General features: G+C 47.1%; 28 protein-coding genes. 12 read left to right on the forward strand and 16 right to left on the reverse strand.

Features of this window, described 5'->3' with window-relative positions; genetic code table 11:
* Positions 1-12: 12 nt before the first annotated feature.
* Positions 13-528: a 2-amino-4-hydroxy-6-hydroxymethyldihydropteridine diphosphokinase gene (gene folK / locus E4K71_RS06420; protein ID WP_135077863.1), complete on the reverse strand. Its 516-nt coding sequence runs from the start codon at positions 526-528 to the stop codon at positions 13-15.
* Positions 529-637: 109 nt separating this feature from the next.
* Here folK and E4K71_RS06425 point away from each other — a divergent pair, with 109 nt between their 5' ends.
* The 6 genes from E4K71_RS06425 (at position 638) to E4K71_RS06450 (ending at position 3,717) form a co-directional block, all read left to right on the forward strand.
* A complete protein-coding gene (locus E4K71_RS06425; RefSeq protein WP_135077865.1) occupies positions 638-1,246 on the forward strand; it encodes an NYN domain-containing protein in 609 nt (202 codons plus the stop codon).
* Between the two features lie 3 nt (positions 1,247-1,249).
* A complete protein-coding gene (locus E4K71_RS06430) occupies positions 1,250-1,894 on the forward strand; it encodes a uracil-DNA glycosylase (RefSeq protein WP_135077867.1) in 645 nt (214 codons plus the stop codon).
* A gap of 17 nt (positions 1,895-1,911) precedes the next feature.
* A complete protein-coding gene (gene thrH, locus E4K71_RS06435; protein ID WP_135077869.1) occupies positions 1,912-2,523 on the forward strand; it encodes a bifunctional phosphoserine phosphatase/homoserine phosphotransferase ThrH in 612 nt (203 codons plus the stop codon).
* Positions 2,498-2,689 carry a DUF4169 family protein gene (locus E4K71_RS06440; protein WP_240796882.1) on the forward strand — a complete coding sequence of 64 codons (192 nt, stop codon included), beginning with the start codon at positions 2,498-2,500 and terminating at the stop codon, positions 2,687-2,689. Before thrH ends, E4K71_RS06440 begins: the two co-directional genes overlap by 26 nt.
* Positions 2,690-2,777: 88 nt before the next feature.
* Positions 2,778-3,041 carry a hypothetical protein gene (locus E4K71_RS06445; protein ID WP_135077871.1) on the forward strand — a complete coding sequence of 88 codons (264 nt, stop codon included), beginning with the start codon at positions 2,778-2,780 and terminating at the stop codon, positions 3,039-3,041.
* A gap of 4 nt (positions 3,042-3,045) precedes the next feature.
* On the forward strand, positions 3,046-3,717 hold the full coding sequence (locus E4K71_RS06450) for a hypothetical protein (RefSeq protein ID WP_135077873.1): 672 nt from the start codon (positions 3,046-3,048) through the stop codon (positions 3,715-3,717).
* Positions 3,718-3,788: 71 nt separating this feature from the next.
* Here E4K71_RS06450 and E4K71_RS06455 read toward each other — a convergent pair whose 3' ends face one another.
* From E4K71_RS06455 to dapA, 3 genes are all read right to left on the reverse strand, one after another.
* Positions 3,789-5,495, reverse strand: a complete 1,707-nt coding sequence (locus E4K71_RS06455; RefSeq protein ID WP_135077875.1) for a Cache 3/Cache 2 fusion domain-containing protein — start codon at positions 5,493-5,495, stop codon at positions 3,789-3,791.
* A 301-nt stretch (positions 5,496-5,796) separates the two neighbouring features.
* Entirely contained in the window at positions 5,797-6,285 is a 489-nt protein-coding gene (gene smpB, locus E4K71_RS06460; protein WP_135082002.1) for an SsrA-binding protein SmpB, read from the reverse strand.
* A gap of 4 nt (positions 6,286-6,289) precedes the next feature.
* Positions 6,290-7,162, reverse strand: coding sequence for a 4-hydroxy-tetrahydrodipicolinate synthase (gene dapA, locus E4K71_RS06465; RefSeq protein WP_135077877.1), 873 nt, complete (start codon positions 7,160-7,162; stop codon positions 6,290-6,292).
* Positions 7,163-7,421: 259 nt separating this feature from the next.
* Between dapA and E4K71_RS06470 the strand changes: the two genes are divergently transcribed.
* From E4K71_RS06470 to E4K71_RS06485, 4 genes are all read left to right on the forward strand, one after another.
* A complete protein-coding gene (locus E4K71_RS06470; RefSeq protein ID WP_135077879.1) occupies positions 7,422-9,371 on the forward strand; it encodes a lytic transglycosylase domain-containing protein in 1,950 nt (649 codons plus the stop codon).
* 1 nt (position 9,372) lies between these two features.
* Positions 9,373-10,071: a haloacid dehalogenase type II gene (locus E4K71_RS06475; RefSeq protein WP_135077881.1), complete on the forward strand. Its 699-nt coding sequence runs from the start codon at positions 9,373-9,375 to the stop codon at positions 10,069-10,071.
* On the forward strand, positions 10,071-10,925 hold the full coding sequence (locus E4K71_RS06480) for an alpha/beta hydrolase (protein ID WP_135077883.1): 855 nt from the start codon (positions 10,071-10,073) through the stop codon (positions 10,923-10,925). Before E4K71_RS06475 ends, E4K71_RS06480 begins: the two co-directional genes overlap by 1 nt.
* Positions 10,926-11,216: 291 nt before the next feature.
* Entirely contained in the window at positions 11,217-12,938 is a 1,722-nt protein-coding gene (locus tag E4K71_RS06485) for a methyl-accepting chemotaxis protein (RefSeq protein WP_135077885.1), read from the forward strand.
* Positions 12,939-13,095: 157 nt separating this feature from the next.
* On the opposite strand, the gene E4K71_RS06490 is transcribed toward E4K71_RS06485, so the two are convergent.
* On the reverse strand, positions 13,096-13,599 hold the full coding sequence (locus tag E4K71_RS06490; RefSeq protein WP_167730335.1) for a polymer-forming cytoskeletal protein: 504 nt from the start codon (positions 13,597-13,599) through the stop codon (positions 13,096-13,098).
* Entirely contained in the window at positions 13,583-14,893 is a 1,311-nt protein-coding gene (locus E4K71_RS18425) for a M23 family metallopeptidase (RefSeq protein ID WP_135077889.1), read from the reverse strand. Before E4K71_RS18425 ends, E4K71_RS06490 begins: the two co-directional genes overlap by 17 nt.
* Before the next feature lie 255 nt (positions 14,894-15,148).
* On the opposite strand from E4K71_RS18425, the gene E4K71_RS06500 reads away from it, so the two are divergent.
* Positions 15,149-15,643, forward strand: a complete 495-nt coding sequence (locus E4K71_RS06500) for a phosphatidylglycerophosphatase A (protein ID WP_135077891.1) — start codon at positions 15,149-15,151, stop codon at positions 15,641-15,643.
* Between the two features lie 4 nt (positions 15,644-15,647).
* Positions 15,648-16,133 carry a CinA family protein gene (locus tag E4K71_RS06505; protein ID WP_135077893.1) on the forward strand — a complete coding sequence of 162 codons (486 nt, stop codon included), beginning with the start codon at positions 15,648-15,650 and terminating at the stop codon, positions 16,131-16,133.
* Here the strand turns inward: E4K71_RS06505 and E4K71_RS06510 are convergent.
* The 10 genes from E4K71_RS06510 to eno form a co-directional block, all read right to left on the reverse strand.
* Complete coding sequence (locus tag E4K71_RS06510) at positions 16,115-16,555, reverse strand: type II toxin-antitoxin system RatA family toxin (RefSeq protein WP_135077894.1); 441 nt, start codon at positions 16,553-16,555, stop codon at positions 16,115-16,117. The genes E4K71_RS06505 and E4K71_RS06510 overlap by 19 nt on opposite strands.
* Positions 16,556-16,562: 7 nt before the next feature.
* On the reverse strand, positions 16,563-17,507 hold the full coding sequence (lipA, locus tag E4K71_RS06515; protein ID WP_135077896.1) for a lipoyl synthase: 945 nt from the start codon (positions 17,505-17,507) through the stop codon (positions 16,563-16,565).
* Positions 17,508-17,540: 33 nt separating this feature from the next.
* A complete protein-coding gene (locus tag E4K71_RS06520) occupies positions 17,541-18,365 on the reverse strand; it encodes an arsenite methyltransferase (RefSeq protein WP_135077898.1) in 825 nt (274 codons plus the stop codon).
* A gap of 236 nt (positions 18,366-18,601) precedes the next feature.
* Entirely contained in the window at positions 18,602-20,005 is a 1,404-nt protein-coding gene (gene lpdA / locus E4K71_RS06525; RefSeq protein WP_135077900.1) for a dihydrolipoyl dehydrogenase, read from the reverse strand.
* Positions 20,006-20,113: 108 nt separating this feature from the next.
* Positions 20,114-21,409, reverse strand: coding sequence for a pyruvate dehydrogenase complex dihydrolipoamide acetyltransferase (locus E4K71_RS06530; RefSeq protein WP_135077902.1), 1,296 nt, complete (start codon positions 21,407-21,409; stop codon positions 20,114-20,116).
* 25 nt (positions 21,410-21,434) lie between these two features.
* The gene (locus E4K71_RS06535) at positions 21,435-22,808 is read right to left on the reverse strand and encodes a pyruvate dehydrogenase complex E1 component subunit beta (protein WP_135077904.1); all 1,374 of its coding nucleotides are present in this window, start codon (positions 22,806-22,808) and stop codon (positions 21,435-21,437) included.
* Positions 22,809-22,830: 22 nt separating this feature from the next.
* On the reverse strand, positions 22,831-23,844 hold the full coding sequence (pdhA, locus tag E4K71_RS06540) for a pyruvate dehydrogenase (acetyl-transferring) E1 component subunit alpha (RefSeq protein WP_135077906.1): 1,014 nt from the start codon (positions 23,842-23,844) through the stop codon (positions 22,831-22,833).
* 384 nt (positions 23,845-24,228) lie between these two features.
* Positions 24,229-24,459, reverse strand: a complete 231-nt coding sequence (locus E4K71_RS06545; RefSeq protein WP_240796883.1) for an antibiotic biosynthesis monooxygenase — start codon at positions 24,457-24,459, stop codon at positions 24,229-24,231.
* A 112-nt stretch (positions 24,460-24,571) separates the two neighbouring features.
* Entirely contained in the window at positions 24,572-24,886 is a 315-nt protein-coding gene (locus E4K71_RS06550; RefSeq protein WP_206201963.1) for a septum formation initiator family protein, read from the reverse strand.
* A gap of 193 nt (positions 24,887-25,079) precedes the next feature.
* The gene (gene eno / locus E4K71_RS06555) at positions 25,080-26,354 is read right to left on the reverse strand and encodes a phosphopyruvate hydratase (RefSeq protein ID WP_135077910.1); all 1,275 of its coding nucleotides are present in this window, start codon (positions 26,352-26,354) and stop codon (positions 25,080-25,082) included.
* Positions 26,355-26,432: the final 78 nt, after the last annotated feature.

Genomic DNA, 26,432 nt, shown 5'->3' on the forward strand with positions numbered 1-26,432 from the left:
GTGAAATCAAGCCTAATCTTGCTCAATGGCCTCAATAATTTGATCTTGAGGTAAGTGAGCGATTAATTCCTTTAAAGATAACCTTTTTTTCGGATGTGTCCAGTCTGGATCAATATCTTGCAAGGGGTACAGGACAAAGGCCCTTTCATGCATGCGTGGATGGGGCACGCAAAAGGGCTTATCTTCAATTTTACCAGCGTCTTCAATGATTTCGTTATTATAGGCAATCAGGTCCAGGTCCAGTACGCGTGGGGCATTGGCTTCGCTGCGCACACGACCAAATTCATTTTCCACATCCAGCAGCTGTTTTAAAACCTCTCTGGGGGCTAAGTCTGTTTCAATAGCGGCCACGCCGTTGATGTACCAGGGCTGGTCTGACATGGGTACGGGGGCTGACTTGAACCAGCGAGATTGTGCCGTAACCAACAGGCCGCATTGGGTAAGCCTTTTGATACAAGCGTTTAGGGTTTCAATGGGGCTACCGTGAACAGGGGATGGTAGGTTGGCACCAAGTCCGATGAGTATCATCTTATAAATCCTTGCGAAAACAGATGTTTCGCGTAATACTGTTTGCCGTTTTTATAGGATTGCCGCCGTATTTTGGCAATGATTTATATTTGAGTTATTGGAAGTGAAGATGATTTTCTACCCACAGGAGCGTATGGGGCTGTTTATTGATGGGTCTAACCTTTATGCCGCAGCGCGTTCGCTTAATTTTGACATTGATTACAAGCGCCTTTTGGAGGTTTTTGCCAATAAGGGGCATCTGATCCGCGCTTTTTATTACACAGCTCTTGTTGAAGACCAGGAATATTCCCCGATTCGACCGTTGGTGGATTGGCTGGATTACAATGGTTATACCATGGTGACCAAACCGACCAAGGAATTCACCGATGCGCAAGGCCGTCGCAAGATCAAGGGCAATATGGATATTGAGCTTGCCATTGATGTAATGGAGATGGCGGAACATCTGGACCATATTGTTATTTTCTCTGGTGATGGGGACTTTCGCCGTCTGGTCGAGGCCGTTCAGCGCAAAGGTGTGCGTGTGACAGTCGTCAGCACAACGCGTTCAAGCCCGCCAATGGTCGCCGATGAATTGCGCAGGCAGGCTGATAACTTTATTGATTTGGTCGATTTGGAAGATACGGTGACGCGACCGGCTGGCCCGGCAGGACAAAGTTCTTCTCAGCCCGATTATGAGGATGAGTATCTTGATGATGATGCCGAGTATGTTGAGGAATAAGAGATGACATCCCCTACCTCAGCTGTTCCGACACCGGATTGTGATCTCTGTCCGCGTCTTGTTGAGTTTCGCCATGATAATCAGGCAAAATACCCGGATTTTTTTAACGCACCCGTTCCATCATTTGGGCCGCTTGAGGCACAAGTGTTGGTTTGTGGTCTGGCACCGGGATTAAAAGGAGCCAATTGCACCGGGCGTCCCTTTACCGGGGATTATGCCGGGGATCTGTTGTATCCAACCTTGAAGACGTTTCATTTTGCAACAGGTGAATATGGCGCACGCGCAGATGATGGCTTTGAACTGGTCAATTGTCGCATTACCAATGCCGTACGGTGTGTACCACCTCAAAATAAGACAACAGGGCCGGAAGAAAAAGCCTGCCGTCCCTTTCTGATTGACGAAATGAAGGCCATGCCTAATTTAAAGGCCATTCTGGCGTTGGGTGGTGTGGCGCATAATGCGGTGATCCAGACACTGGGCCTGAAGAAATCACAGTGGAAATTCGGCCATAATGCCCGCCATGAGCTGGGGGATGAATTGCCTATTTTATTCGACAGTTATCACTGTTCACGCTACAACACAAATACGGGTCGTTTGACCGAAGAAATGTTTCATGACGTGTTTCGCAGCCTGTGCGAAGAGCTATAAACTAAGGGGGAAGTCTCGTGGAAATCGTATGTCTTGATCTTGAAGGTGTTTTGATCCCGGAAATCTGGATTAACTTTGCCGAAAAAACAGGGATTGAGGCCCTGAAACGTACGACACGGGATGAGCCGGATTATGATGTTTTGATGAAATATCGCCTTGATATTCTCGATCAACATGGCTTGAAAATGAAAGATATTCAGGACGTCATCAACAGCTTGGGTCCGCTGGATGGGGCGAAAAAGTTCTTGTCAGAGTTGCATGAAGATTTTCAGGTCGTCATTCTTTCTGATACGTTTTATGAGTTTGCAGAACCGCTGATGCGTCAGCTGGATTGGCCGACTTTATTCTGTCACCGTTTAATCGTGGATGAAAATGATCGTGTAGCTGACTATAAGCTACGGCTGACAGATCACAAACGTAAAGCTGTCGAGGCGTTTAAACAGCTGAACTTCCATACGATTGCAGCGGGCGATAGCTATAATGACACGACAATGTTGGGGGAAGCGCATACGGGCATTCTCTTTAGTGCGCCTGATAATGTAATTGCGGAATTCCCGCAGTTTAAAACGGCTTTCACCTATGATGAGCTAATGACCCATATTCGTGCCGCGAGCCCACGCTTTGGCTGAGATCATCAACCTTCGACAAAAACGCAAGCAAAAGGCCCGTTTGGATAAGGACAAACGGGCTGAGGAAAATCGCGTTAAATTTGGCCGAACAAAAGCGCAGAAGAAAAAAGAGGCTTTTGAAGCCGGAAAACAAAAACAATCTGTGGATGATCATAAGTTAGATTAAAAAACTAAAAATAGGGCTTGAATTTTTTTTGAGTTCGTATACATCCTAAAATGGTCTTTTCGGATTAAAATATAATTTTAGGTGACTTATGCGCTCTTTTGTTTTTTCTCTAACTTTATTGGCAGCTTCTTTTGGGGCTTTTGCAACCCATGCTGGGACTGTTGGTGTGCCTGAGGCCCCCAATTTAATGCCTGCACCGGCTCCGGCCCCCGCTCCTGCTTCGGTCCAGTCTGTAGATTCCAGCTTGAGTGCTGCGCAATGCACGAGCTTAAAAGAAACATATATTGGTTCTAAGCCAGTGGTGCAGGAACGTTTGAAGACGTTGTATCCAACCTGCCTGAAAGATCTGTAAGAAAATGAGAAAATTCCCCTATATCGAGATCGACCTCAAAACAGACATTCTGGCTTTTGCTGCCTTTGTGATGGCTTTAGGGGGCGTTCTGGTGCAGGGATATCACTTTGTCAGGGGGGCGCAAGTAACCTTGTTTCCCCCTGAACAGGTGATCATGATTTTTTATCAATATCATCCCAAGGATGAAAAACGTTATTTACGCTTGGGTGCCCGTGTTGCTTATACCAATGATGGGGAGACGGGGCATAATGCGGTTGTTGAAAAAGAAACAATTTCCTTTGAACTTGACGGGGTAAGATATGAACAGCAATGGCAGTCTGTTCATAAATTCACGGGAACGGAAGCCAGTGTTAAGACTGAATATATTAGCGAAGCCAAGCCAGAACCAATTCAAGCAGGTAACGCAATCAGTCGTGAGATCTATTTTGCACCACACAGTATACGTTGCACGCAAAAGCAACCAGATTGTAATGTTGAAAAGAATTATTTGACAGGAATCGACTTTCTTAATGGCATTGCTGGGCTTGAGCAGTTAAAAATTACCATTTCTTCCAAGTTGTTTGATGTAAAGAAACCAATCAGGGTTTCCTGCCTGATTGATGTGGATACAGCTTTGATCGGTAAGCTGGCAGCTTTTGGGTCTGCCGCCCCGAGTTGCTGGCCTGAATCATCTTGATTACGCTTTAAGGGGCAGGACCAATAACAGCGCCACCTAGCCGGAAGGAAGGTGGCGTTTTCTGTTATGGGTTAAGCCGCTTTTTCGGCACTCTCAACATTGTTGAGGAAATTGTTGATATAAGCTTGAAGGTCATCAGAGATTGCCATCAGCTCAGATGCCGAGCTGGAGACTTCCTGAGCTTTGACTCCCGTGTCCTTGGCTTCATCAGTCACATTTGCAATGTTATCTGCAACGCGTTGTGTCCCATCGGCAGCTTGCTGAACGCTTCGGGTGATTTCATCGGTTGAGGAACTTTGTTCTTCCACCGCCGCCGCTACGCTTGAAGACATGGAGCTAATCTCATTGATCATGTTGGAAATCTCGCGGATGGCTTCCACAGCACCGTTGATTTCACCTTGGATACTAACGATCTGTGCGCCAATTTCTTCGGTTGCTTTACTGGTTTGAGAAGCCAGGTTTTTCACTTCTGAGGCCACAACGGCGAAACCCTTGCCCGCATCCCCTGCCCGTGCGGCTTCGATGGTGGCGTTCAGGGCCAGCATATTGGTTTGATCTGAAATATCACTAATCAAGCCCACAACTTCGCTAATACGATCAGATGCATTGGCAAGGTGGCTGATCTTTTCATTGGCAATATCTGTTTTTTCAACAGAATTGGAAAGCAGGCCCGTGGTTTGTTGGACATCGCTTGAAATTTGCTGGATTGATGCGCTGAGCTGCATACTGGCAACAGAAACGGAATCAACATTTTCTGCAGCTTGTTGGGTATCATTGGATACGTTTTCAACTTTGTTACTTGTTGACGCCGCATTGCCGTTTAATGCATCAGCTGCGTTATGAAGGGTTGTAATTGAATTGGAAACAGCCCCCATCATTTCACCGATTTTTTCTTCAAACTTTTTAGTGAGGTCTGCAACGGCTTGCTGGCGGCGGATTTGCTTTTGTTGTTCAGCACCTTCGCGTTCTTCAAGTTTGATGCGTTCAATGGAACTTTCTTTAAAAATCTGGATAGCTTTGGCCATATCACCAATTTCATCTTCACGCTCTAGTCCGTTGACTTCTGTGTCCAGTTCGCCTTTGGCTAACTTATTGGTTACAATGACAAGTCTTTGAATGGGGGTGACGCCTTTTTTAGCAAGAAAGATGGTGATTGCGATGAAAATGATTAAAACAAGCCCTGCTGAAATGATGATGGAATTTACAATGTTGTTGATAAAGGCTTCGCTTTTTTCTTTTTCAATACCAACGTAAAGAATGCCGACGACTTTGCCGGATGGGTCAAAAATAGGGTTATATTCGGTGTAATAATCAATACCGAAAATAGTAGCTTCGCCGCGATAGGTTTTACCGCTTTTTACAACAGGGTATGCGCGCCCGGTTTGCCCCAAAGGGGTGTTGATTGCACGGGAACCGTCCGGCTTTTTAATGTTTGTGGTTTTGCGCCAGAAGTCTTTTGTTTTTTCATCCCATTGAAAAACTGTCGCTGTATCCCCCGTGGATTGGGTAATGCGGTCAATCATGAAGTGGTTGCGAAATTTCGGGAAACGAATGGTTTTGATGTCATGGACATTGCCATTATCATCAATTTTGAACTTCAGGCTTGGATACAGCATCTGAAAACCCATTGCTGCAGTACGCAAGGATTTCCCTTGAAGGTCCTGTACGAATGTTTTTAATTCTGAATTCAGCGTAATCACTGATGCAGCGCCAATCCCAACTGCGGAAAGCAAAAGCAAGAGTGTTGAGAAAACAACCATTTTCGTCGTAATGCGCATAACTATACCTCAATAAAGACATAGCCGAAGAGGCCCCCCGACCTTCGACCCGAACAGTGAAATCTTTATACTTTGGAATTAAGTATTTTCCTCACCTATTTAGGTAGCCTATTGCGTAATTATTCTTGATTGTTCATTAACATGATGAAAGTATTGTTTTTTTTGACTTTTTCGAAAGTTAAAAATATGAAACCAAAAGATATTTTTGAGGTGTTTTTTTAATTACAAGTTCTGCCTGTGTATAGAATCGGCATTCGCAGATGTATAGATTTCATCTAAAAGGTGTTTTGGGTGCTGTGACTTAGTATTTTTCGCGCATTAAGCGGGCTTTATCGCGTTTCCAGTCCCGATCCTTGATGCTTTCGCGTTTATCGTGACTTTGTTTACCTTTGGCAATCCCGATGGCAACTTTGGCAATTCCGCGATCATTGAAGTGAATATGCAGCGGAACAAGCGTATAGCCTTTCTGCGTTGTCATTCCCAACATTTTGTCCAGCTCTCGTTTATGGAGCAGAAGTTTACGTGGACGCAGTGGCTCGTGATTAAAACGGTTCCCACCTTCGTACACCGGGATATTAGCATTGACCAGATAAAGCTCACCATCTTTTTCAGTGGCGTAAGCTTCCTGAATACTGGCGCGACCACTGCGCAGGGATTTGACTTCGGTGCCTGTCAAAACCATGCCGCATTCAATGGTATCTTCAATGAAATAGTTATGGCGCGCCTTGCGGTTTTGTGCCGCAATGCGCGCCGAAAAATCATCGTTCTTTTTTTTCTTCTTGGCTGCCATGGACTTAGATAAGGCCAGCACCAGTCAAGGCGTTACGGACAGTTTCTTTGCTACTGTCAGAAATTTCTACCAACGGCAGACGTGTTTCAGAAGAGCAACGCCCCATCAGTTCAGCGGCATATTTCACAGGCCCTGGGCTGCTTTCGCAGAACATGGCATTGTGAACCGGCAGCAACTGGAACTGAATCTCCATGGCCTTTTGTACATCGCCTTCACGCCATGCACGTTGCATGTCAGAACACAGTTTTGGGGCAATGTTGGCTGTGACAGAAATACAGCCATGACCACCGGCAGACAGGAACTGAACAGCTGTGGCATCTTCACCAGAAAGCTGACAGAAGTTTCCGCCGCAAGCTTGATAAGTATCCAGCGGGCGTGTCAAATCCCCTGTTGCATCTTTAACGCCAACAATGTTTTTGAGTTTGGACAACTCTGCCATCGTTTCCGTCGTCATATTAATGACAGAACGGCCCGGAATGTTATAGATGATGATGGGCAGATCCACCGCATCATGGATTGCTTTATAATGGGCAATCAGGCCCGCCTGTGTCGGCTTGTTATAATAAGGTGTCACAACAAGACCGGCATTGGCACCTGCTTCCTTGGCATGTTTCTGCAGGCTGACGGCTTCGGCTGTATTGTTGGAACCGGTTCCGGCGATGACCGGAACGCGTCCCTTGGCAGCCTCAAGACACAGTTCCACCACACGGCGGTGTTCATCGTGGCTGAGAGTCGGTGATTCACCAGTGGTGCCGACCGGGACGAGTGCATCAGACCCTTGCTCGATCTGCCATTCAACGTGGTCTTGGAACGCTTGTTCGTCGACTTTTCCGTTTTTGAACGGCGTGATCAGGGCAGGAATAGAACCCTGAAACATGATTATCTCCTTGGTATGTGTAGGAAAAAATGTGCCTACACAAATCAAAACTATTTTTTGGATTGGGGAACATAACTGTTCTGTTGGCAATGGGCAAGTTTTCAAAGCGAAAAAAGTTGAATCCGTTCTTGCGGATGGCTGTGCTGCCGCTTAAAGTATTTGTCCAAGCAGGGATCGCAGAATGAATTCTTGCAGAAAATAGACACGGGATGGATGACCATTGAGTTTGTCTTTTAAGGTAAAGCAATCACGCCTTTTCATGAGTGCCCTTGCATTTGGTGCGTTCATGTCATTGCAGCCCCTTAGCGCTGCACCCCTTTCTCATGCAGATTACAAAATTACCAAGTCCGCTTTTCAGGATGCCAAAAAGAAGAAATGGAAACGCGCTTCCAACAAGGCGGTGAAGGCGAAAAGCACGATGCCTGCCAAACTGGTTCGCTGGATGCAGATTATTGACCCGAAAAAGGATGTTTCTTTTCAGGATATTGCGGCTTTTATTTCACATAATTCAGAGTGGCCGCGCCAGTCAATCCTTCAACGCCGTGCTGAAGAGGCCATGAGTGAAGCCATGGCACCGCAAGCTGTCATCAAATGGTTTAATGGTCGCCAACCCCGAAGTGCCAATGGACATATACGACTTGTGGACGCCTTGCATAAACTGGGACGGGTGCAAGAGGTGCGTGAACAGGTGCGTAAATCCTGGCTTAAGGTAAACTTTGGTCGCCAACAGCAAAAACAGTTTTATCGCAAATATCGGAAATACCTGACTTATCAGGATCATGTGGATCGTCTGGATCGTTTGTTGTGGGAGGGGCGTTATTATCCGGCACGCCGGATGTTGCGCCATGTAAAGAAAGATTGGCAGCGACTGGCCGAAGCCCGCTTGGCATTACGTCGAATGCGCGGTGGTGTTGATGGTGCCATTGCCCGTGTCCCGAAAAAGTTTATCGAACATCCGGGACTTTTGTTTGAACGTATGCGATGGCGCCGGATCAAGGGACGCCATGAAGGGGCTGTCGAGTTATTTTTCAAAGCACCGCAAGACCTGCCCTACCCGCATGTTTGGTGGAAACAGCGTGTGATTATGGCACGCCATGCCATTCGTGAAGGCCATTACAGCGAAGCTTATCGTATGGTCACAAACCATGGTTTGGAGAAAGGTGCGAACTTTGCCGATGCAGAATGGATGGCAGGCTGGATCAAGTTGCGCTTCTTAAAAGAGCCACAAGAGGCGTTAGCCCATTTCACAACATTGAATAAGGCGGTGAAATATCCCATCAGTAAGGCACGGGCCACCTATTGGGTTGCGCGCTCTTATGAAGATATGGGCAAGGCCGAAGAAGCGGATAAATGGTATAAAGAGGCATCGCAATATACCACCTTTTATTACGGCCAATTGGCGAGTGAACGTTTAGGCAAACGCTCGCAAGTAACGGTTAATTTGAAAGCACAACCAAACAAACAGGAACGTATTTCCTTTGAAGAAAGCGAGCTTGTGGATGTGGTTTCCTTCCTTAAGCGCATTGGGGAACGTGAACAGATGCGCAGTTTCATCTATCAGCTGAATACCATGAGTACCACGGCAGGCTGGCGCACGCTGGTGGCTGAACTTGCCATCAAGTCAGGACGGCCGGATTTGGCGGTTTATGTCGGGAAAAAAGCCTTACGTGATGGACATGGTGTCATTGAAGCTGCCTACCCGCTTCTTGATCCTAAAATCATGCGTAAGACACCAGAAAAAGCCCTTGTTCATGGGGTGGTACGTCAAGAAAGTGCCTTTTATGAAAAGGCGCAGAGCCATGCTGGTGCACGAGGGTTGATGCAATTGATGCCACGCACAGCCCACCGTTTGGCGAAGATGAAAAACTATAAATATTCTCGCAAGAAACTGACTTCTAGTCCCAAGATGAACGTGTGGCTTGGCAGTGAGTATCTGGATGATTTGTTGAAAAAGTTTGATGGGTCTTATGTGCTGTCATTGGCCTCTTATAATGCAGGGCCACACCGGGCCCGCCAATGGGTTAAGGAATTTGGCGATCCTCGCACCGATGACCGTGACTATGTTATCGACTGGGTTGAACAAATCCCCTTTAGCGAGACACGCAATTATGTGCAACGTGTGTTGGAAAATGTGCAGGTTTATCGCTACCGTTTGAAAACAACACAAATTGCATCTTCTTTGGAATCTGATTTGAAAAGAAGAAAATAGCATGACGCAAAAATTGGAAAATATTAAAGCATGCGTTTTTGACGCGTATGGTACTTTGTTTGATGTGGCCGCATCAGCGCGCCATTGTGCGGCAGATATTGGGGATAACTGGCTGAATTTTTCGGCCATGTGGCGCAAGAAGCAGCTGGAATATACATGGTTGCGCACCATGATGGGGCGCTATGTGGACTTTTGGCATGTCACGGGTGAAGCACTTGATTTCACGATGGATACGTTCAACATGCAAGACCCCTTGCTACGCGCGCGTTTGATGGAATTATATTTGAAGCTGGATGCGTATCCCGAAGTCCCCAGAATGTTGGCAAACCTCAAGGACCGGGGGATTAAGACGGCAATTTTGTCAAATGGGTCACGCACCATGTTAACTGCCGCTGTGCGTCAAGCCGGTATTGCCCATTTGCTGGATGATGTTATGTCTGTTGATGAGGTCAAAGCTTTTAAAATTGACCCAAGGGTCTATCAAATGGCTGTTGATCATTTGGAGGTCGAACCCCATGAGGTCGCTTTTCAGTCTGCCAATGCATGGGATGCGGTTGGGGCGACAGCTTTTGGTTTTCAGGTTGTCTGGATCAATCGTTTTGGTCAAAAACAGGAACAAATGGGGCAAGATATTTTGCCGAAGATTGAGGTGAAGTCCCTACATCATTTCCCTGATATTGTTTGCGAGACGGAAGTGTGATGATGTCGTTTCAGGAACGGTTTATTTCGGCTTCAGATGGGCTAAAGCTTTATGTTCGTGATTATCGCCCAAAGCAGATAGAGGGGCGAACCGTTTTATGTCTATCCGGGCTGACACGCAATTCTCAGGACTTTGATCAGATTGCGGATGTCATGTGCCAACGTGGTCATCGTGTTGTGACACTGGATTATCGTGGCCGTGGGCGATCGGACTATGATCCTGATGGGCAGAATTATGCCCCCATGACGTATGTGTCAGATATTTTTAATGTTGCTTCGGCATTGGGCTTACATCACGTGGTCTTTTTAGGAACATCATTGGGGGGCTTGTTATCCATGGCGATGTGTGTGGTTGCCCCAAGTCTTGTACACAGTGTCATTTTGAACGATGTGGGGCCGGATCTCGATGAAACGGGTCTTGCAAAGATCATCGCCTATACCAGTGACGATCGTGCCGTCAGTGATCTGGAAGGGGCTGTTGAAAAATTAAAAAGCCATTATCAGGATGAGCTGAGTTTTGATGATAAGGACTGGCATACGATTGCAAAGAAAACCTATAAGCTTGTCGATGGACGCTATATCCCGAATTGGGATGTGAAGATCGCTGAAAACCTCAAGGCTGATCGCGGTAAAGAGGAACGCAAAGATTTATGGCCCTATTTTCATGCGTTGGGCCTGCGAAAGGTGCTGGTGTTAAGGGGGGAAGTTTCTTCCGTTTTTAAGAAAGAAACTTATGAAAAAATGCTGGCTTCACTGGATAATATATCCGGTCTGGAAGTTGCCAATGTTGGTCATGCCCCTACCCTTGAAGAAGACAGTGCAGAACAGGCGATACTTGAATTTATCAGTTCCTGAAAAGATCGCTTCCTGACCTTCCATATAGAATGTGTTTCATAATGCTCTTGGTCTTACTGAGAGCGACTCGGCATGAATAATGAACAGTATATAAGTGTAATATGTTTTTTATTCGCTCACTACGGGTTTAAAAGTAATATTTTTTACCTAGGCGGTTGATTTTAGCACGTTATATTGCAATGCAGTGTCGAATTGGTGCGACGCAATACTGTTTCTTTTAGACTCTATATAAACTAGCAATACTATTATTCCCTAATATAACTTAGAGTTTTGTGTACATGGGGGCTTTATATGCAAATCCAAATTAAAGGTAGTGTTGCCATTGCTTTTTCCATTGCTTCGGCATTAATGATCGGAGCAATCGCTTTTACGCTTGATGGTATATATTCAACAAAAATTGAGACAGAAGCGGAAAAAGAAGTAAACAACAGTATTCAGCGTGCTGTTCAAATGTTTATGGTTTCAACGGTTCGTTTTCTCGAGGAATACAAAGAGGCTTCTGAAGATGAAAAACCTGAAATCCATAATGCATGGATCAAGACTATTTTTGCTGTAGATAAGGCGGTTACCCATAATTTTGGAGAAGATATGACCCGTATTCGCTTAATTAATGCGGAGACGGTTGGTGGGCCGGGGTCCTTTGGTAAGGAACAGACTGAGCCCAAAATACCTTTTGAACACGACGCGTTAACCGCCCTCAGTAAAGGTGGTGAAATTTATAAAACCCAGGATGAAGAATTCTTGCGGGTTGCTGTTCCATTGCCAAGTAATGCACATGAAGGCTGTGCGACATGTCATAGTATTGACCCTAAAGAGTCGATCTTTTTAGGGACACTGAATGTCTATGTGCCCCTAACAAATATGAAAGTTGCGGCATATGAGGAATCTACAAACATTATTATGCTGGTGGTTGCTCTTTTGCTGGCGACTTTTGGGGGGACGTATTTCTTTATCGCAAAACGTATTGTGACACCGATCTCTCAAACAACGCGTACCATGCGTCGTCTTGCCCGTGGGGAAGACGACATTATGCTTAAAGGTGTTGAGCGGACTGATGAAATTGGTGAGATGGCGCAGTCGGTGCAGGTTTTCCAAGAGAATGCACAGCGTGTGAAGCATCTTGAGGAAGAGCAAACAGCGCAAGAAAAAGCGGCCGAAGAAAAGAGAAAGGTCGCTCTTCGCGAAACTGCCGATGCGTTTGAGGCTGAGGTTCAAGACATTGTACGCGCTGTACACGAAGCCTCAGAACAATTGAAAAACCTGGCTGAGGGAATGTCTGATGCGGCTGGGCATGTCGGTGGTGCTGCTGAAAATGCTTCAAACGCTGCAGGAAGTATTTCTCAGAATGTCGATGCGGTGGCCGCTGCCTCTGAAGAACTGTCTTGTTCGGTTGATGGCATTACGCGTCAAGTCAATCATGCATATGATACTTCATCGAATGCATCGAACCTGAGCCAGGGTGTCAGCGAAAATGTACAAAGCTTGTCTAACAAGGTGACGCAAATTTCGGAAGTTGTTGGGCTCATTACAGATATTGCCAATCAAACGAACCTGTTAGCATTGAATGCCACCATTGAAGCTGCCCGAGCGGGTGAAGCAGGGAAAGGGTTTGCTGTTGTTGCGTCAGAAGTGAAGAACCTGGCCAATCAAACGGCTAAAGCCACAGAACAGATTGAAACCCAAATTAGTGGTGTCGTCGCGGCAACAGAAGAAACGGTTCAAGGGTTCTCTCATATTAATTCCGCTATTTCTGAGGTTCAGGAAACCTCAACTGAAATTGCAGCTGCGATTGAAGAGCAAGGTGCAGCAACGAGAGAAATCGCAGGTAATGCAACACAAACTGCAAAGGATGTTGCTTTGGTCTCAACAACAGTGAGTGATGTAAAAGAAGGCGCACAAAGCAATGTTGGTCGCTCTCAACAAGTTCTTTCTTCTGCAGAAGACCTGCAAAACCAAGCAGAGACTTTAAGGAGACGCTTGAGAGACTTCTTAACGGCACTGCGAGAAGGCTAAGAGCAATCTACAATTCCCCTTTGGCCTAAGCAAAAATGTGAAAGCAGTAGGTGTAGGCCAAAGGACTGGATTAAACTCTGACTTTTGTAGGTAATCGGATTGGCCATGAAAAAAGCCCGGCTCTATCGAACCGGGCTTTTTGAATCAGATAGCTTGTTTAAGCTGTTGCTTTTTTTGCATCTGCTGTATTGCTTTTATTGTTGGATGCATTGGCGTTCGAATTGGGTTTATTCGTTCCCCCTGCCCCTTTAAGAGGTGTTTTCTTGCTGGGATTAAGGCTGAATTCGCCATCGACCAGGCGTTTGCAGTGACCTTCCAGGAAGGCACCCGTTTCAATTGACAGGTTGTCATGCAGGATATCACCGACAACGTGGGCGCTTTTAGCAAGGCTCACATTCAGGGCCTTGATTTGACCATCGACTTTACCGTGAACACGAATGGATTCAGCGATGACTTCCCCTTTAATATGGGCAGTTTCGCCAACGAGAATATCTTTGCTGATGATGTCGCCACTTACAGTGCCATCAATCTGAATTTCGCCTTCACTTTTCAGGTTGCCTGTTACAGACAGGTCTTCGCTGATGATAGACGGTGCGACACGTTTCTTCGGCGCAGAAACGCTGGAAGTCTTTGGTGAGTTGCTTTTAGCCTTGGAAAACATTGCGTCCTGCCTTGATAAATTTATACGGATCGACATTTTTGCCATTTACACGTACTTCGTAATGTAAATGGGCGCCAGTGCTACGGCCTGTGTTCCCCACAAGTCCAATCTTGGTTCTAAAGTCAATTGTATCACCTTTTTTGACGAGTGTCTTATGCAGGTGACCATAACGTGTTTCAATCCCGTTACCATGATCAACGATGATAAAGCGACCATAGTTGCCTTTCCAGCCAACAAACTTCACTTTACCCGGCGCTGTCACATAAACGGGTGTTTTTTTCGTGGCAGCCATATCCAGACCGTAATGAACGGCCCAGCGATTGTTCACCGGATCACGGCGCTTACCATATCGGCTGCTGATATAGTAATAGTCAAGAGGTTGTGCCAAAGGTAAAGAGGCACGAATTTTTTGCAGGCCCTGCCAGCGGGCTAAATGACGATCAACCGCGTTCAGTTGAATTTGTTCAGCTTCTTCGGTTGCTTCGCCCTGACTATTGAGAGCTGCGATGAAAGGCCCGCCAGATGCGGTTGTATCTTCATCAAGGGTGCCTAACATTTTATCCGGATCAAGACCAGCCAAGGTCATGATTCCTTCAATATCTGTAATCTCTTCACTAGCTTGATTGGTCACGCGCTTGATCAAATCTTCCTGAGAATGATTGAGGCGGGCAACTTTAATTTCAGTTTCACGCAGCTTTTCTTCAATACGTTCTTTTTGCAGACGTGCTGTATTGCGTTCCGCCAAGGCTGTTTGTAAATCCATTTCCTTTAAGGACAGGTCGCCTTTCAGGGAATAGTTACGGTTTGCCAGCTCGCGCATGGAATCTTCAATGGAATTCAGTTGGGTATTCAGGTGCATACGCGCAATTTGTGCTTCTTTACGGGCTGCTTCGGCTGAAACCAGCTTGTCCTTATTTTTCAGAGCCTCTTTGCCAAGGCTTGCCACCATCATGGAATGGTTGGCTTCCAGTTCGTCACTGATGTTGGTGAATTTGGTCTGATATTCATTAACTTCGGTCAGCAGACTGCGATAAGCGACCTGCACGCTGAGAATTTCTTTGTCTTTGGCAACCAGTTCTGCACCATGCATAAAGTGATTGATGCTGGTAAACCCTGTCCAGCTCAGCAGTGCAAAAGCACTGGCGGCTAAAGTCATTTGTGTGCGTTTGGAGGCGCGCAGGTATTTGATGTCTGCGTCTGTGCGCAAGACAAGCTGGCGTTCCGGAAAGTATTTATCGGTAAGTTCGACGGTTTTTTCTTTTACTTTATCGTACCGTTTTTTCAAGTCGTTCATGTGCCCCTAGATACCGTTTTGTCAGACCCTAGTTATTCATTTTGTTTTTCAAAGCCTTATATGGCTTATTGAAACGGGTCGATAATTACGTTGGTAACTACCTTTCTCAAAATCCCAAGCATTTATACAGTGCTTTGTCCTCTAACGCTATGCCAATAATCAAAAAAATGTAAATTCTTTGCCTATTGGTTTTACTTTACGACTTATGTTATATCGCAATGTATTAAGATAAGGTTTCCAACAGGTGAGTTTATAGTGAGTTATAATCAGAAATTAAACAAGGAATTCCTCCTTTCACCTGCGGGTGTGCTTGCAACATGGTTTGGTTCGGGGCTTTTGCCCAAGGCCCCGGGGACATGGGGCTCGCTTGCTGCCCTGCCCTTTGCCTGGGGGATTCAATATTATACGGGCTGGATTGGCTTGAGTATTGCAACTGTGCTGGTTTTTTTAATCGGCTGGTGGGCGGCTCATGCCTTTGAAGAAAAGGCCGATGTGAAAGACCCTGGTGCGGTTGTGATTGACGAGGTTGCCGGGCAATGGCTGGTTCTGATCCCTGCTGGGTTGGACCTGAAACTTTATATCATTGGTTTTTTCTTGTTTCGTCTTGTAGATATCTTCAAACCTTGGCCGGCCTGTTGGTTTGATCGTCATGTTCATGGCGGTCTGGGCATTATGCTGGACGATGTGGTTGCCGCCCTTTATGGTTTGATTGCGATTTATTTTATCCAAATTCAATTAAGCGGGATGTAGTCCGATGAAATTGAACAGCCTTGCCAAAGAAACACTCATTGCCTGTCGCAGGGCGGGCTTAATGATTGCCACGGCTGAATCCTGTACTGGGGGTATGATTAGTGCAGCTCTGACCTCCGTTTCTGGCTCATCAGATGTGTTTGATCGTGCTTTCATCACCTATTCCAATCAGGCCAAGCAGGATATGTTGCATGTGCCTGAGAAAAAGCTGGAAAAACACGGGGCTGTGAGTAAGCAAGTCGCCAAAGCCATGGCGGAAGGAGCCCTGAGCGTTTGTGACAGTGACTTATGTGTTGCTGTGACCGGAATTGCCGGACCTGACGGAGGCACAGATGAAAAGCCTGTTGGGCTGGTTTATATCGCTTGTGCTAAAAACGGCAGCACGACCATTGTGGAAAAGCATAGATTTGAAGGCGGTCGTGATGACGTTCGTTTTCAAACGGCTGAACGGGCCTTAAAATTGATCCAAATTCAGGCTTTGGTGCCGTAAAGCTCTACGGCACGTTTTTCAAAGGCATTGATCATCAGCTTGACGGCTTCGTTAAACACTGCGCCCATGGCTTTTTGCAAAATGGCGGATCGAAATTCAAAATCGACAAAAAAGTCGATGGTGCAGCCGCCATTTTCATCTTCATCAAATTTCCAGTGGCTGTTGAGATATTTAAACGGGCCATTTTTATAGACGATTTGGACTTCCTTATCCTGATCAAGGGTCACTTCCGAGGTGTATTTTTCACGAATCATCTTAAAGCCAATCACCATATCGGCCACCATATGGTTGCCTTCAAGTGAGCGCACGCGCGTTGCCACACACCAGGGTAAAAAGTCTGGGTATTTAGCAACATCGGCGACCAAGTTATACATCTCAGCCGCCGAGAATGGGCTTTTTTTAATTTCTGCGTGCGTTGGCATGCGGGCCTTACTTTAGCTTTGCAAGTTGTTCCTCACGCGCAGCACGCAATTTGGCAAAATCATGATCGGCATGATAGCTCGAACGAGTAAGCGGCGTACAAGATGCCAGCAGGAAACCCTTGCGTTTGGCGATCTTTGTATATTCTTCAAACTCTTCCGGCGTCACGAAACGGTCAATCGCTGCGTGCTTTGGCGTGGGTGCTAAGTACTGCCCAATGGTCAAAAAGTCAACATCTGCGCATCGCATGTCATCCATGACCTGAATGACTTCTTCCTTTGTTTCGCCCAAACCGACCATGATGCCGGACTTGGTGAAAATATGCGGGTCTATTTCTTTTACCTGTTGGAGAACACGCAAGGAATGGTAATAGCGTGATCCCAACTGCACGGATGGGAACAGGCGCGGCACAGTTTCTAGGTTGTGGTTAAACACGTCCGGTTTGGCTGCGACCACATGTTCCAAGGCCCCTTCTTTTCCACGGAAATCCGGTGTTAGAATTTCAATGGTGGTATCTGGGGATTTTTCACGAATGCGTTGGATACATTGGACAAACTGATCTGCCCCGCCATCATCAAGGTCATCGCGATCAACTGAGGTAATAACCACATGTTTCGCGCCCATGGTTGCCACGGAAATAGAAACATTTTCCGGTTCCATCGGGTCAGGCGCATTGGGCTTGCCCGTAATTACGTTACAGAAAGTACAAGCACGGGTGCAAATCTCGCCCAGGATCATGAAGGTTGCATGTTTGCGTTCCCAGCATTCGCCAATATTGGGGCAAGAGGCTTCTTCACAAACCGTATGCAGGTTCTTATCCCGCATCAGTTTACGTGTCTCGTTATAGCCTTTTGACACAGGGGCTTTCACGCGGATCCAGGATGGTTTTTTCTGGATGGGGTTATCCGGGTTTTTCTGCTTTTCGGGGTGACGCAATTTCGGTGCTTCACTCATGATCTGTTGATCCTTCTTTCATGTAAAGCTGTCCTACCCACAGCATTTCTTGTTTGGCTTGATCGCTTCGATGGAGGCAGAGGCCACATATTGTTCAATACCGCGCCCCGGTGCCCAATCTTTAATATATTCACGGCTTTCTTCTTTGACATCAATGTTGATATCAACAAAGCCGACAGCTTCCAGCCAGTTTGTTAAATCTTCTACAGAAGCCGCACCGGAAACGCAACCGCACAGCAATTCTGTATCCTCTTGAATATCTTGTGGCATATCATGTGTCTGGACCACATCAGAAATGGCCACACGACCACCGGGCTTAAGCACACGATAAGATTCTTCAATCACGCGATCTTTGCGTGGGGACAAGTTTATCACACAGTTGGAAATAATCACATCGGCGGTGTTATCGGCAATGGGCAGGTTCTCAATCTCACCCAAGCGGAATTCCACATTATCAGCACCAATCTTTTGGGCGTTATCACGGGCCTTGCGCAACATATCCGGTGTCATATCCACACCAATGACTTGCCCTGCTGTGCCCACCTGTTTGGCAGATAGAAAACAGTCAAAGCCACCACCTGAGCCCAAATCAACAACGGTTTCACCTGATTGCATTGCGGCGATGGCAGATGGATTGCCACAACCAAGTCCCATGTTTGCCCCATCGGGAACTGCTGCGAGTTCTTCTTCGCTATAGCCGAAATTCTTGGCGAATTCTTCGGCAGATGGTGTGTCTGCCCCACCTGTTGCGGGAAGGCAACAACCTGCATTGCCGCCAGAATTGGCAATTTTGGCATAGCTTTCAGAAACGTCCTTGCGAACGTCATCATCAGTTTTAGGGCCACAGCAACCGGACATGAGAACCTCGTCTAATTATCTGTTTCCCTGTGTAAACAGGGAACTTGTGTGAAGAGAGATTCCTGCTTTCGCAGGAAAACAAAACGGAGAGGAAACTATAGCCCCCTCCCCGTCTTAATCAATTCACTTTTTTGTCAGCACCTTCCTATATCGTCCCCCCTGCGAAGGCAGGGGCCCATTTTCAAGGGTGGTTTCCTGCCTACGCAGGAATGACGAAAAAAGAAGATATAGGCAGCCTACATGTGTATAACTTTGCCATACGCATCCAGAACACTTTCATGCATCATTTCCGACAATGTCGGATGCGGGAAGACTGTATGCATGAGGTCTTCTTCTGTGGTTTCAAGCGACTTGGCAACACCGAAGCCCTGAATCATTTCAGTTACTTCTGCACCAACCATATGGGCGCCGAGCAGTTCACCAGTCTTTTCATCAAAGATGGTTTTAACCAGACCGTCTGGGGCACCCAGGGCAATCGCCTTACCATTCCCCATGAATGGGAAACGACCAACTTTGATTTTGTAGCCTGCTTCTTTCGCCGCTTTTTCCGTCAGGCCGACAGAAGCCACTTGTGGTTCGCAATACGTACAGCCCGGAATAAGGTTTTTATCCAGCGGGTGAACACCTTCAACACCAGCGATTTTTTCAACACAGATGATGGCTTCATGTGAGGCTTTGTGGGCTAGACACGGCGCACCAGCCAAGTCACCAATGGCATAAACACCTTCAGCAGATGTTTTGCAGTAGCCATCAATAGCAACAAAACCACGCTCGTCCAGCTTCACACCAGCAGCTTCAAGGCCGATATTTTCAACGTTCGGCACCACACCAACGGCTGTGATGACTTTATCGACTTTGATGGTTTCCTGCTTGCCGCCTTTTTCAAGGGTTGCTGTAACGCCATCAGCCGCTTTATCCAATTTCTTCACAAAAGTGCTGGTTTTGAATTTCAAGCCACGTTTTTCCATTTGCTTTTGTGCGAACTTGGAAATTTCTTCATCTTCAACCGGCATGATGGTGTCGAGTGCTTCAACCACGGTCACATCTGCACCGAATGTATGATAGAAGTTGGCAAATTCGATACCAATGGCACCAGAACCAATGACCAGCATGGATTTCGGCACTTCGGTCGGAACCAATGCTTCTTTATAGGTCCAGACTTGCTTGCCATCGGGCTCCAGCCCCGGGAAAGATTTTGCCCGTGCACCTGTTGCCATGATGATGTGTTTGGATGACAATGTTTCAAAGACTTTACCGTCTTTTTCCACGCTCAGCTTACCGCCACCAAGCAGTTTGCCATAGCCATCAAAAACAGTGACTTTGTTCTTTTTCAACAAATGGCCGATCCCGCCGGACAATTGTTTTGAAACGCCGCGTGAACGTTCAACAACTTTTGCAAGGTCAAAAGAAATGTCTTTTGCACCCAGACCGAAGCTGGCCGCATGTTTCATATGTTCATAGATTTCTGCGGAACGCAGCAGGGCTTTTGTCGGGATACAGCCCCAGTTCAAGCAGATACCACCAAGGTGGTTGGCTTCAACAATCGCTGTTTTTAGACCAAGTTGTGCCGCACGGATCGCGCCAACGTAACCACCGGGGCCTGCGCCAACAACAATGACGTCAAAATTTTTATCAGACATCTTCAAATAATTCCTTATCTCTACTCAGTCATCCTCGCGTATGCGGGGATCTGTGTGAAATGGGAACGAGGTCCCCGCCTTCGCGAGGACGACGTTCTGTTTTTGGTATTAGAGCATCAATGCAATCGGGTCTTCGATCAGAGCTTTCAGCTCTTTGATCAAAGCAGCGCCTGCCGCACCGTCGATACAACGGTGATCAACAGCCAGTGTCAGGGTGACAACAGTGGCAACAGCCAATGCGCCGTCCTTAACAACCGGGCGCTGTTCCCCTGCCCCTACAGACAGGATGCCGCCTTGCGGTGGGTTGATGATGGAGTTGAAGCTCTTAATCCCGAACATGCCGAGGTTAGAGATGGTGAATGTACCGCCCTGATATTCTTCAGGTGACAGTTTGCCTTCACGGGCACGTAGCGCCAGATCCTTGGCTTCGTTTGCCAGTGTCGCCAGACCTTTAGACGCCGCATCTTTGATGATCGGTGTGATTAGGCCACCTTCAACGGCAACTGCAATCGCCATATCCACTTGCTTGAACTTCAAGATCGCATCGTCGGTATAGGCAACGTTACAATCAGGCACACGTGACAGGGCCAAAGAGGTCGCCTTAACGATAAAGTCGTTAACTGAGATCTTATAGTCTGCGCCATCACGGGCATTGAGTTCTTTGCGTAAGGAAAGAAGCTTGTCGATTTCCACATCCACTTGCAGGTTGAAGTGCGGGATATCGCGTGCAGATTCCGTCAGGCGCTTGGCAATGGTCTTGCGCATGTTGGAGTTTGGCACGGCTTCAAATTCAGGCAGAAGTTTGAAGATCGGATCATCAACAGACAATGTGTTGCTTTCGGCAGCCACCGCTTTGGGTGCAGGTTTATCAGCCGCAGGTGCTGCTGCTTTCCCTGTACCTGCGGCAATGGCAGCGTCCACGTCACGTTTAACGATACGACCACGCGGGCCAGTCCCGGAAACAGCACTCAGGTCCAAACCTTCGTTGGCGGCAATGCGACGCGCCAGTGGGCTTGAGAAAATACGATCACCGTTATTAGCAGCCGGTGCAGCCGGGGCTGGTGCGGATGGAGCAGCTGTCGGTGCTGCGTCAGCTGCCGCAGGGGCTGCTGCTGCTGTAGGCGCAGCTGTTGCTGCCCCTTCCAGTGCAGAGGCATCTTCACCCTCTTCCAGCAACAGGGCGATCAGTTCATTGACTTTCACGCCTTCTGTGCCAGCTGGAACAATGATTTTACCCATTGTGCCTTCGTCAACAGCTTCGACTTCCATTGTGGCTTTGTCTGTTTCGATTTCGGCGATGACGTCGCCGGATTCAATTGTGTCACCTTCGGCAACACACCATTTGGCCAGATTGCCTTCTTCCATCGTCGGAGAAAGGGCCGGCATCAAGATTTGAATAGGCATAATGCTTTTATCCTTATTTCCGAGATTACTTGTAACAAACTGCTTTTGCAGCAGCGACAATGTCATTTGTCGTCGGCAAAGCCAGTTTTTCAAGGTTGGCTGCATAAGGCATTGGCACGTCAGCACCAGCCACACGGGTTACAGGTGCATCCAGATAATCAAATGCATGTTCCATCACCTGTGAAGAAATCTCAGAACCGATGTTGGAATAAGCCCAGCCTTCTTCCACTGTCACCAGACGATTTGTTTTCTTAACAGACTCGATGATGGTATGTGTATCCAGCGGACGAAGCGAACGCAGGTTGATGACTTCGGCAGAAACTCCTTCTTCTGCCAAGGCTTCAGCAGCTTGCAGTGCCCAACCAACAGAAATGCCATAGCCAACCAATGTCACATCGGAACCCGCACGCTCGATCTTTGCTTTACCAAACGGGATGACGAAATCTTCATCTGTCGGGCAATCAAATGTTTGACCGTAAAGAATTTCGTTTTCCAAAACCACAACCGGGTTCGGGTCACGAATGGCAGCTTTGAGCAGACCTTTGGCATCTTCGGCAGAATAAGGTGCAACGACCTTCAGACCCGGACAATGCGCATACCAAGAGGCATAACACTGAGAGTGCTGAGCGGCTACACGAGAGGCGGCACCGTTACACCCACGGAACACGATCGGGCAGGAAATTTCACCACCAGACATATAAAGCGTCTTGGCGGCAGAGTTGATGATATGGTCAATGGCTTGCATGGCGAAGTTGAATGTCATGAATTCAACAACGGGTTTGAGACCAGACCATGCCGCACCAACACCCAGACCTGTGAAGCCGATTTCAGTGATCGGCGTATCTACAACGCGCTTGTCACCAAATTCTTCCAGCAGACCTTGGGAGATTTTGTAAGCACCTTGGTATTGGGCGACTTCCTCACCCATGATGAAGACTTTGTCATCACGACGGAATTCTTCAAACATGGCTGTGTTCAGCGCTTGGCGAACCGTCATGGCTTCTGTTGGGCCGTCATAGGCATTTTCAATGACTTCAACAGGTGCAGCAGAGGCTGTTGGAGCAGCTGTCGCTTCGACAGCAGGGGCGCTTTCAGCTGGGGCTGCAGCCGGGGCAGAACCGCCTGCTGCGTAATTTTCAACAGCAGCAGCGTCTTCACCTTCATCAAGCAAAAGCGCAATCAGCTCGTTTACCTTAACGTTTTGTGTGCCTTCCGGTACGAGGATTTTCCCCATCGTGCCTTCATCAACGGCTTCGACTTCCATTGTGGCTTTATCAGTTTCGATCTCGGCAATGACATCACCGGATTCAACTTTGTCCCCTTCGGCCTTGCACCATTTTGCAAGGTTGCCTTCTTCCATGGTTGGAGAAAGCGCAGGCATAAGAACTTCAATAGGCATTATATTTCCTCTTATCTTGCTTTTACGCTTCCACCAACACGTCGGTCCACAGCTCACTTTCGGCTGGTTCCGGGCTGGTTTGGGCAAATTCTGCGGATTTTGTCACAACGGCTTTGATCTCTTTGTCGATCTCTTTCAAGCCGGCTTCATCCATATGACCACCGTCGATCAGCATGGCGCGTACGAAATCAATCGGGTCGCTTTCAGAACGAACCTTTTGAACTTCTTCTTTTGCGCGATATTTCGCCGGGTCAGACATGGAGTGACCGCGATAACGGTATGTCTTCATTTCCAGAATAACTGGGCCTTCGCCACGACGACATTTTTCGGCTGCTTCCTTGGCAGCTTCACGAACTTCAAGAACATTCATGCCGTTGACCTGAATACCCGGAATGCCGTGGGCTGATCCGCGTTCAGACAGGTTGGTGTTTGAAGACGCACGCTCAAGGCTTGTACCCATGCCGTACTGGTTGTTCTCAATCACATAAACAACAGGCAGGTTCCAAAGAGCTGCCATATTAAAGGCTTCGTAAACCTGACCTTGGTTAACAGCACCGTCACCCATGTAGGCAAAGTTCACGCCGCCGTCTTCGTTGTACTTGTGACCAAAGGCCAAACCTGTACCCAGCGGGATTTGTGCGCCAACGATCCCGTGACCGCCGTAGAAACCACTCTCTTTAGAGAACATATGCATGGAACCGCCCTTACCTTTAGACAGGCCACCCTCACGGCCAGTCAGTTCGGCCATAACGCCGTCCGGATCCATACCACAGGCCAGCATATGGCCATGATCACGATAAGATGTGATCAGCGTGTCTTGTGGGTTTGCAATGGATTGAATACCAACAACAACGGCTTCCTGACCGATGTAAAGGTGACAGAAACCACCGATCAGGCCCATGCCGTATAATTGACCCGCTTTTTCTTCAAAGCGACGGATCAACAACATGTCCTTATAATATTGGATCAGTTCTTCTGGTGTGGCCTCGGGGACTTTTTTCTTTCCCCGAGATGTACGTTTTGTTTGTGTTGCCATTAGGGCTCCCCTTGGCTGACCTGAAATAGGCATATGCGAAGCAAATTTGATGTTCTTTTGAAACCTATCTGGCGGGGCTTGGCAAGTTTTTCACAGAATGGAAATGTTTGTTTTGCAATGCAAAAAACTAATTTAACTATACTTTGGTTAAGTGTGTTGTAAGGGTTAGTGCGTATGATCTTAAGGGCTATTCAATAAATAGCGCTTTTATAGCCCTTGAAAAATAAAGGTATTAACTTATATATCGTTAATATATGATGAGTTAAAGTTGTTCGCTTGTTTAACGATTATGTGACTTAACTTGATTTTTGTTGTTTTGCAGTGCGGAAAAAACGTTTAAATCTCTTGGCGGTATAAGAGTACCTATCCCTCGTTGCGATTCGCTTAATTACGTACCCAGCGATAGCCGTGTTCAACTTTGGCGACTTGAAGTTGGTAATCCTCATACCATTTCTGTTTGCCACATTGACGTGCTTCTTGGTGTTCCAAGTTATTTTTCCAGTTTTCAATCGCGTCGATATTTTTCCAGTAGGAAACACTAATGCCTTTGCCCGCATCATCGCGGACACTTTCCATACCAAGGAAGCCTGTTTGTTGCTGTGCAAGCTCAACCATGTGATCAGCTATTTTATCGTAGCCATCTTGGTCTTGACTAGTCCGCTGGTTGACAAAAATGACTGCGTAATAAGGTGGGTTTGGTAGAGTTGTTGCAGTCATAATCAGTGTCTCACTTAATAATAATGGCAATTTCATCTGGATGGGCAAAATTCAATACTGCACGTGCACGTTCTTCCAGAAGATCTGGGTCAAGGCTGTCTGAGCGTAACAGGTAAACGCGATGTTCAAGGCGTTCTCTTTTCGCCTTCACTTTTGCCAGTTGTGCTTTGGTTTTTTCAACACGGGCCTGATAATCAAGCAAAGCGCGAATGCCACCATCACCTTGGACAAAATGATAGGCAAAATAAAGGACCACGCACACGCCAAGCACCGGCAGGAATACCCCCGGCTGGATGCTTGAAAAAACTGTGCGTAACGCGTTCATAAAAATCGACTATCCTAAAGATGTATCAATAGACTTTCCTTTATGACTCCAATTGGTAAATAAAGTCTAACCGGAATGAAGACTCTTTTGGGAAAAGTTTCTTTATGAGAACAGATGCACCCCCTTCCCTCTGCAAACAAAAAAGGGCTACCCAAACGGACAGCCCTTTTTTGTTTATTGTTGTTCTCGCAGATTAGCGCAGAACTTTACGACCCGCATAGATCGCCGCAGAACCGAGTTCTTCTTCGATGCGGATTAACTGGTTGTATTTGGCAATACGGTCAGAACGGGACAGGGAGCCTGTTTTGATTTGGCCCGCATTTGTCGCAACTGCAATGTCAGAGATTGTGGAATCTTCTGTTTCACCGGAACGGTGAGAGATCACTGCTGTGTACTGGGCTTTTTGTGCCATTTCAACAGCTTCAAGAGTTTCGGACAATGTACCGATCTGGTTCACTTTGACCAGAATGGAGTTTGCCACACCTTGGTCAATACCGTCAGACAAACGTTTCGGGTTTGTCACGAACAGGTCATCACCAACCAGTTGGCATTTTTCACCGATTTTATCTGTCAGGATTTTCCAGCCTTCCCAGTCGTCTTCGTCCATACCGTCTTCGATGGAAACGATTGGGAATTTCTCAACCAGATCAGCCAGATAATCAGCCATTTCAGCAGAGCTTAAGGATTTGCCTTCGCCGGCCAGTTCGTATTTGCCGTCCTTAAAGAATTCAGAAGAGGCCACATCCAGAGCCAGAACGATATCATCGCCCGCTTTGTAACCAGCATTTTCAATAGCTGTCATGATGAAGCTCAGGGCTTCTTCAGAAGAGGCAACACCCGGTGCAAAACCACCTTCGTCACCAACGTTTGTGTTATGACCAGCTGCTTTCAAGGCGGCTTTCAGTGCATGGAAAACTTCTGCACCCATGCGGATGGCTTCGCGAATGGATGTCGCGCCAACTGGCATGATCATGAATTCTTGAATATCAACCGGGTTATCGGCATGTGCGCCACCGTTAATGATGTTCATCAGCGGAACCGGCAGTTCACGGGCAAACACACCACCAAGATATTTATAAAGCGGCAGGCCAGCATCTTCGGCAGCAGCACGGGCAACAGCCATGGAAACCCCCAACATCGCGTTAGCACCCAAACGGCCTTTGTTTTCTGTGCCGTCCAGATCAATCATTGTTTGGTCGATTGCCAGTTGATCGTCTGATTCCATACCGACGAGCGCATCGAAAATCTCACCATTGACAGCTTCAACAGCATTTTCAACGCCTTTACCGAGGTAGCGGCCTTTATCGCCATCACGCAGTTCAACAGCTTCGTGAACGCCAGTGGAGGCACCAGACGGTACAGCAGCGCGACCAAACGCACCGGATTCCAACAAAACGTCAACTTCAACAGTAGGGTTACCACGGCTATCGAGAATTTCGCGACCGTGAATATCGATAATGGCGCTCATTAAAAAGCCCTCTTAATCTGGAAAACAGAGATAAAATTCGTGCGCCCTAGATACTGGCTTGAGGCACAAAATGCAAGA

The organism is Terasakiella sp. SH-1 (assembly GCF_004564135.1).
GTDB lineage: Bacteria > Pseudomonadota > Alphaproteobacteria > Rhodospirillales > Terasakiellaceae > Terasakiella.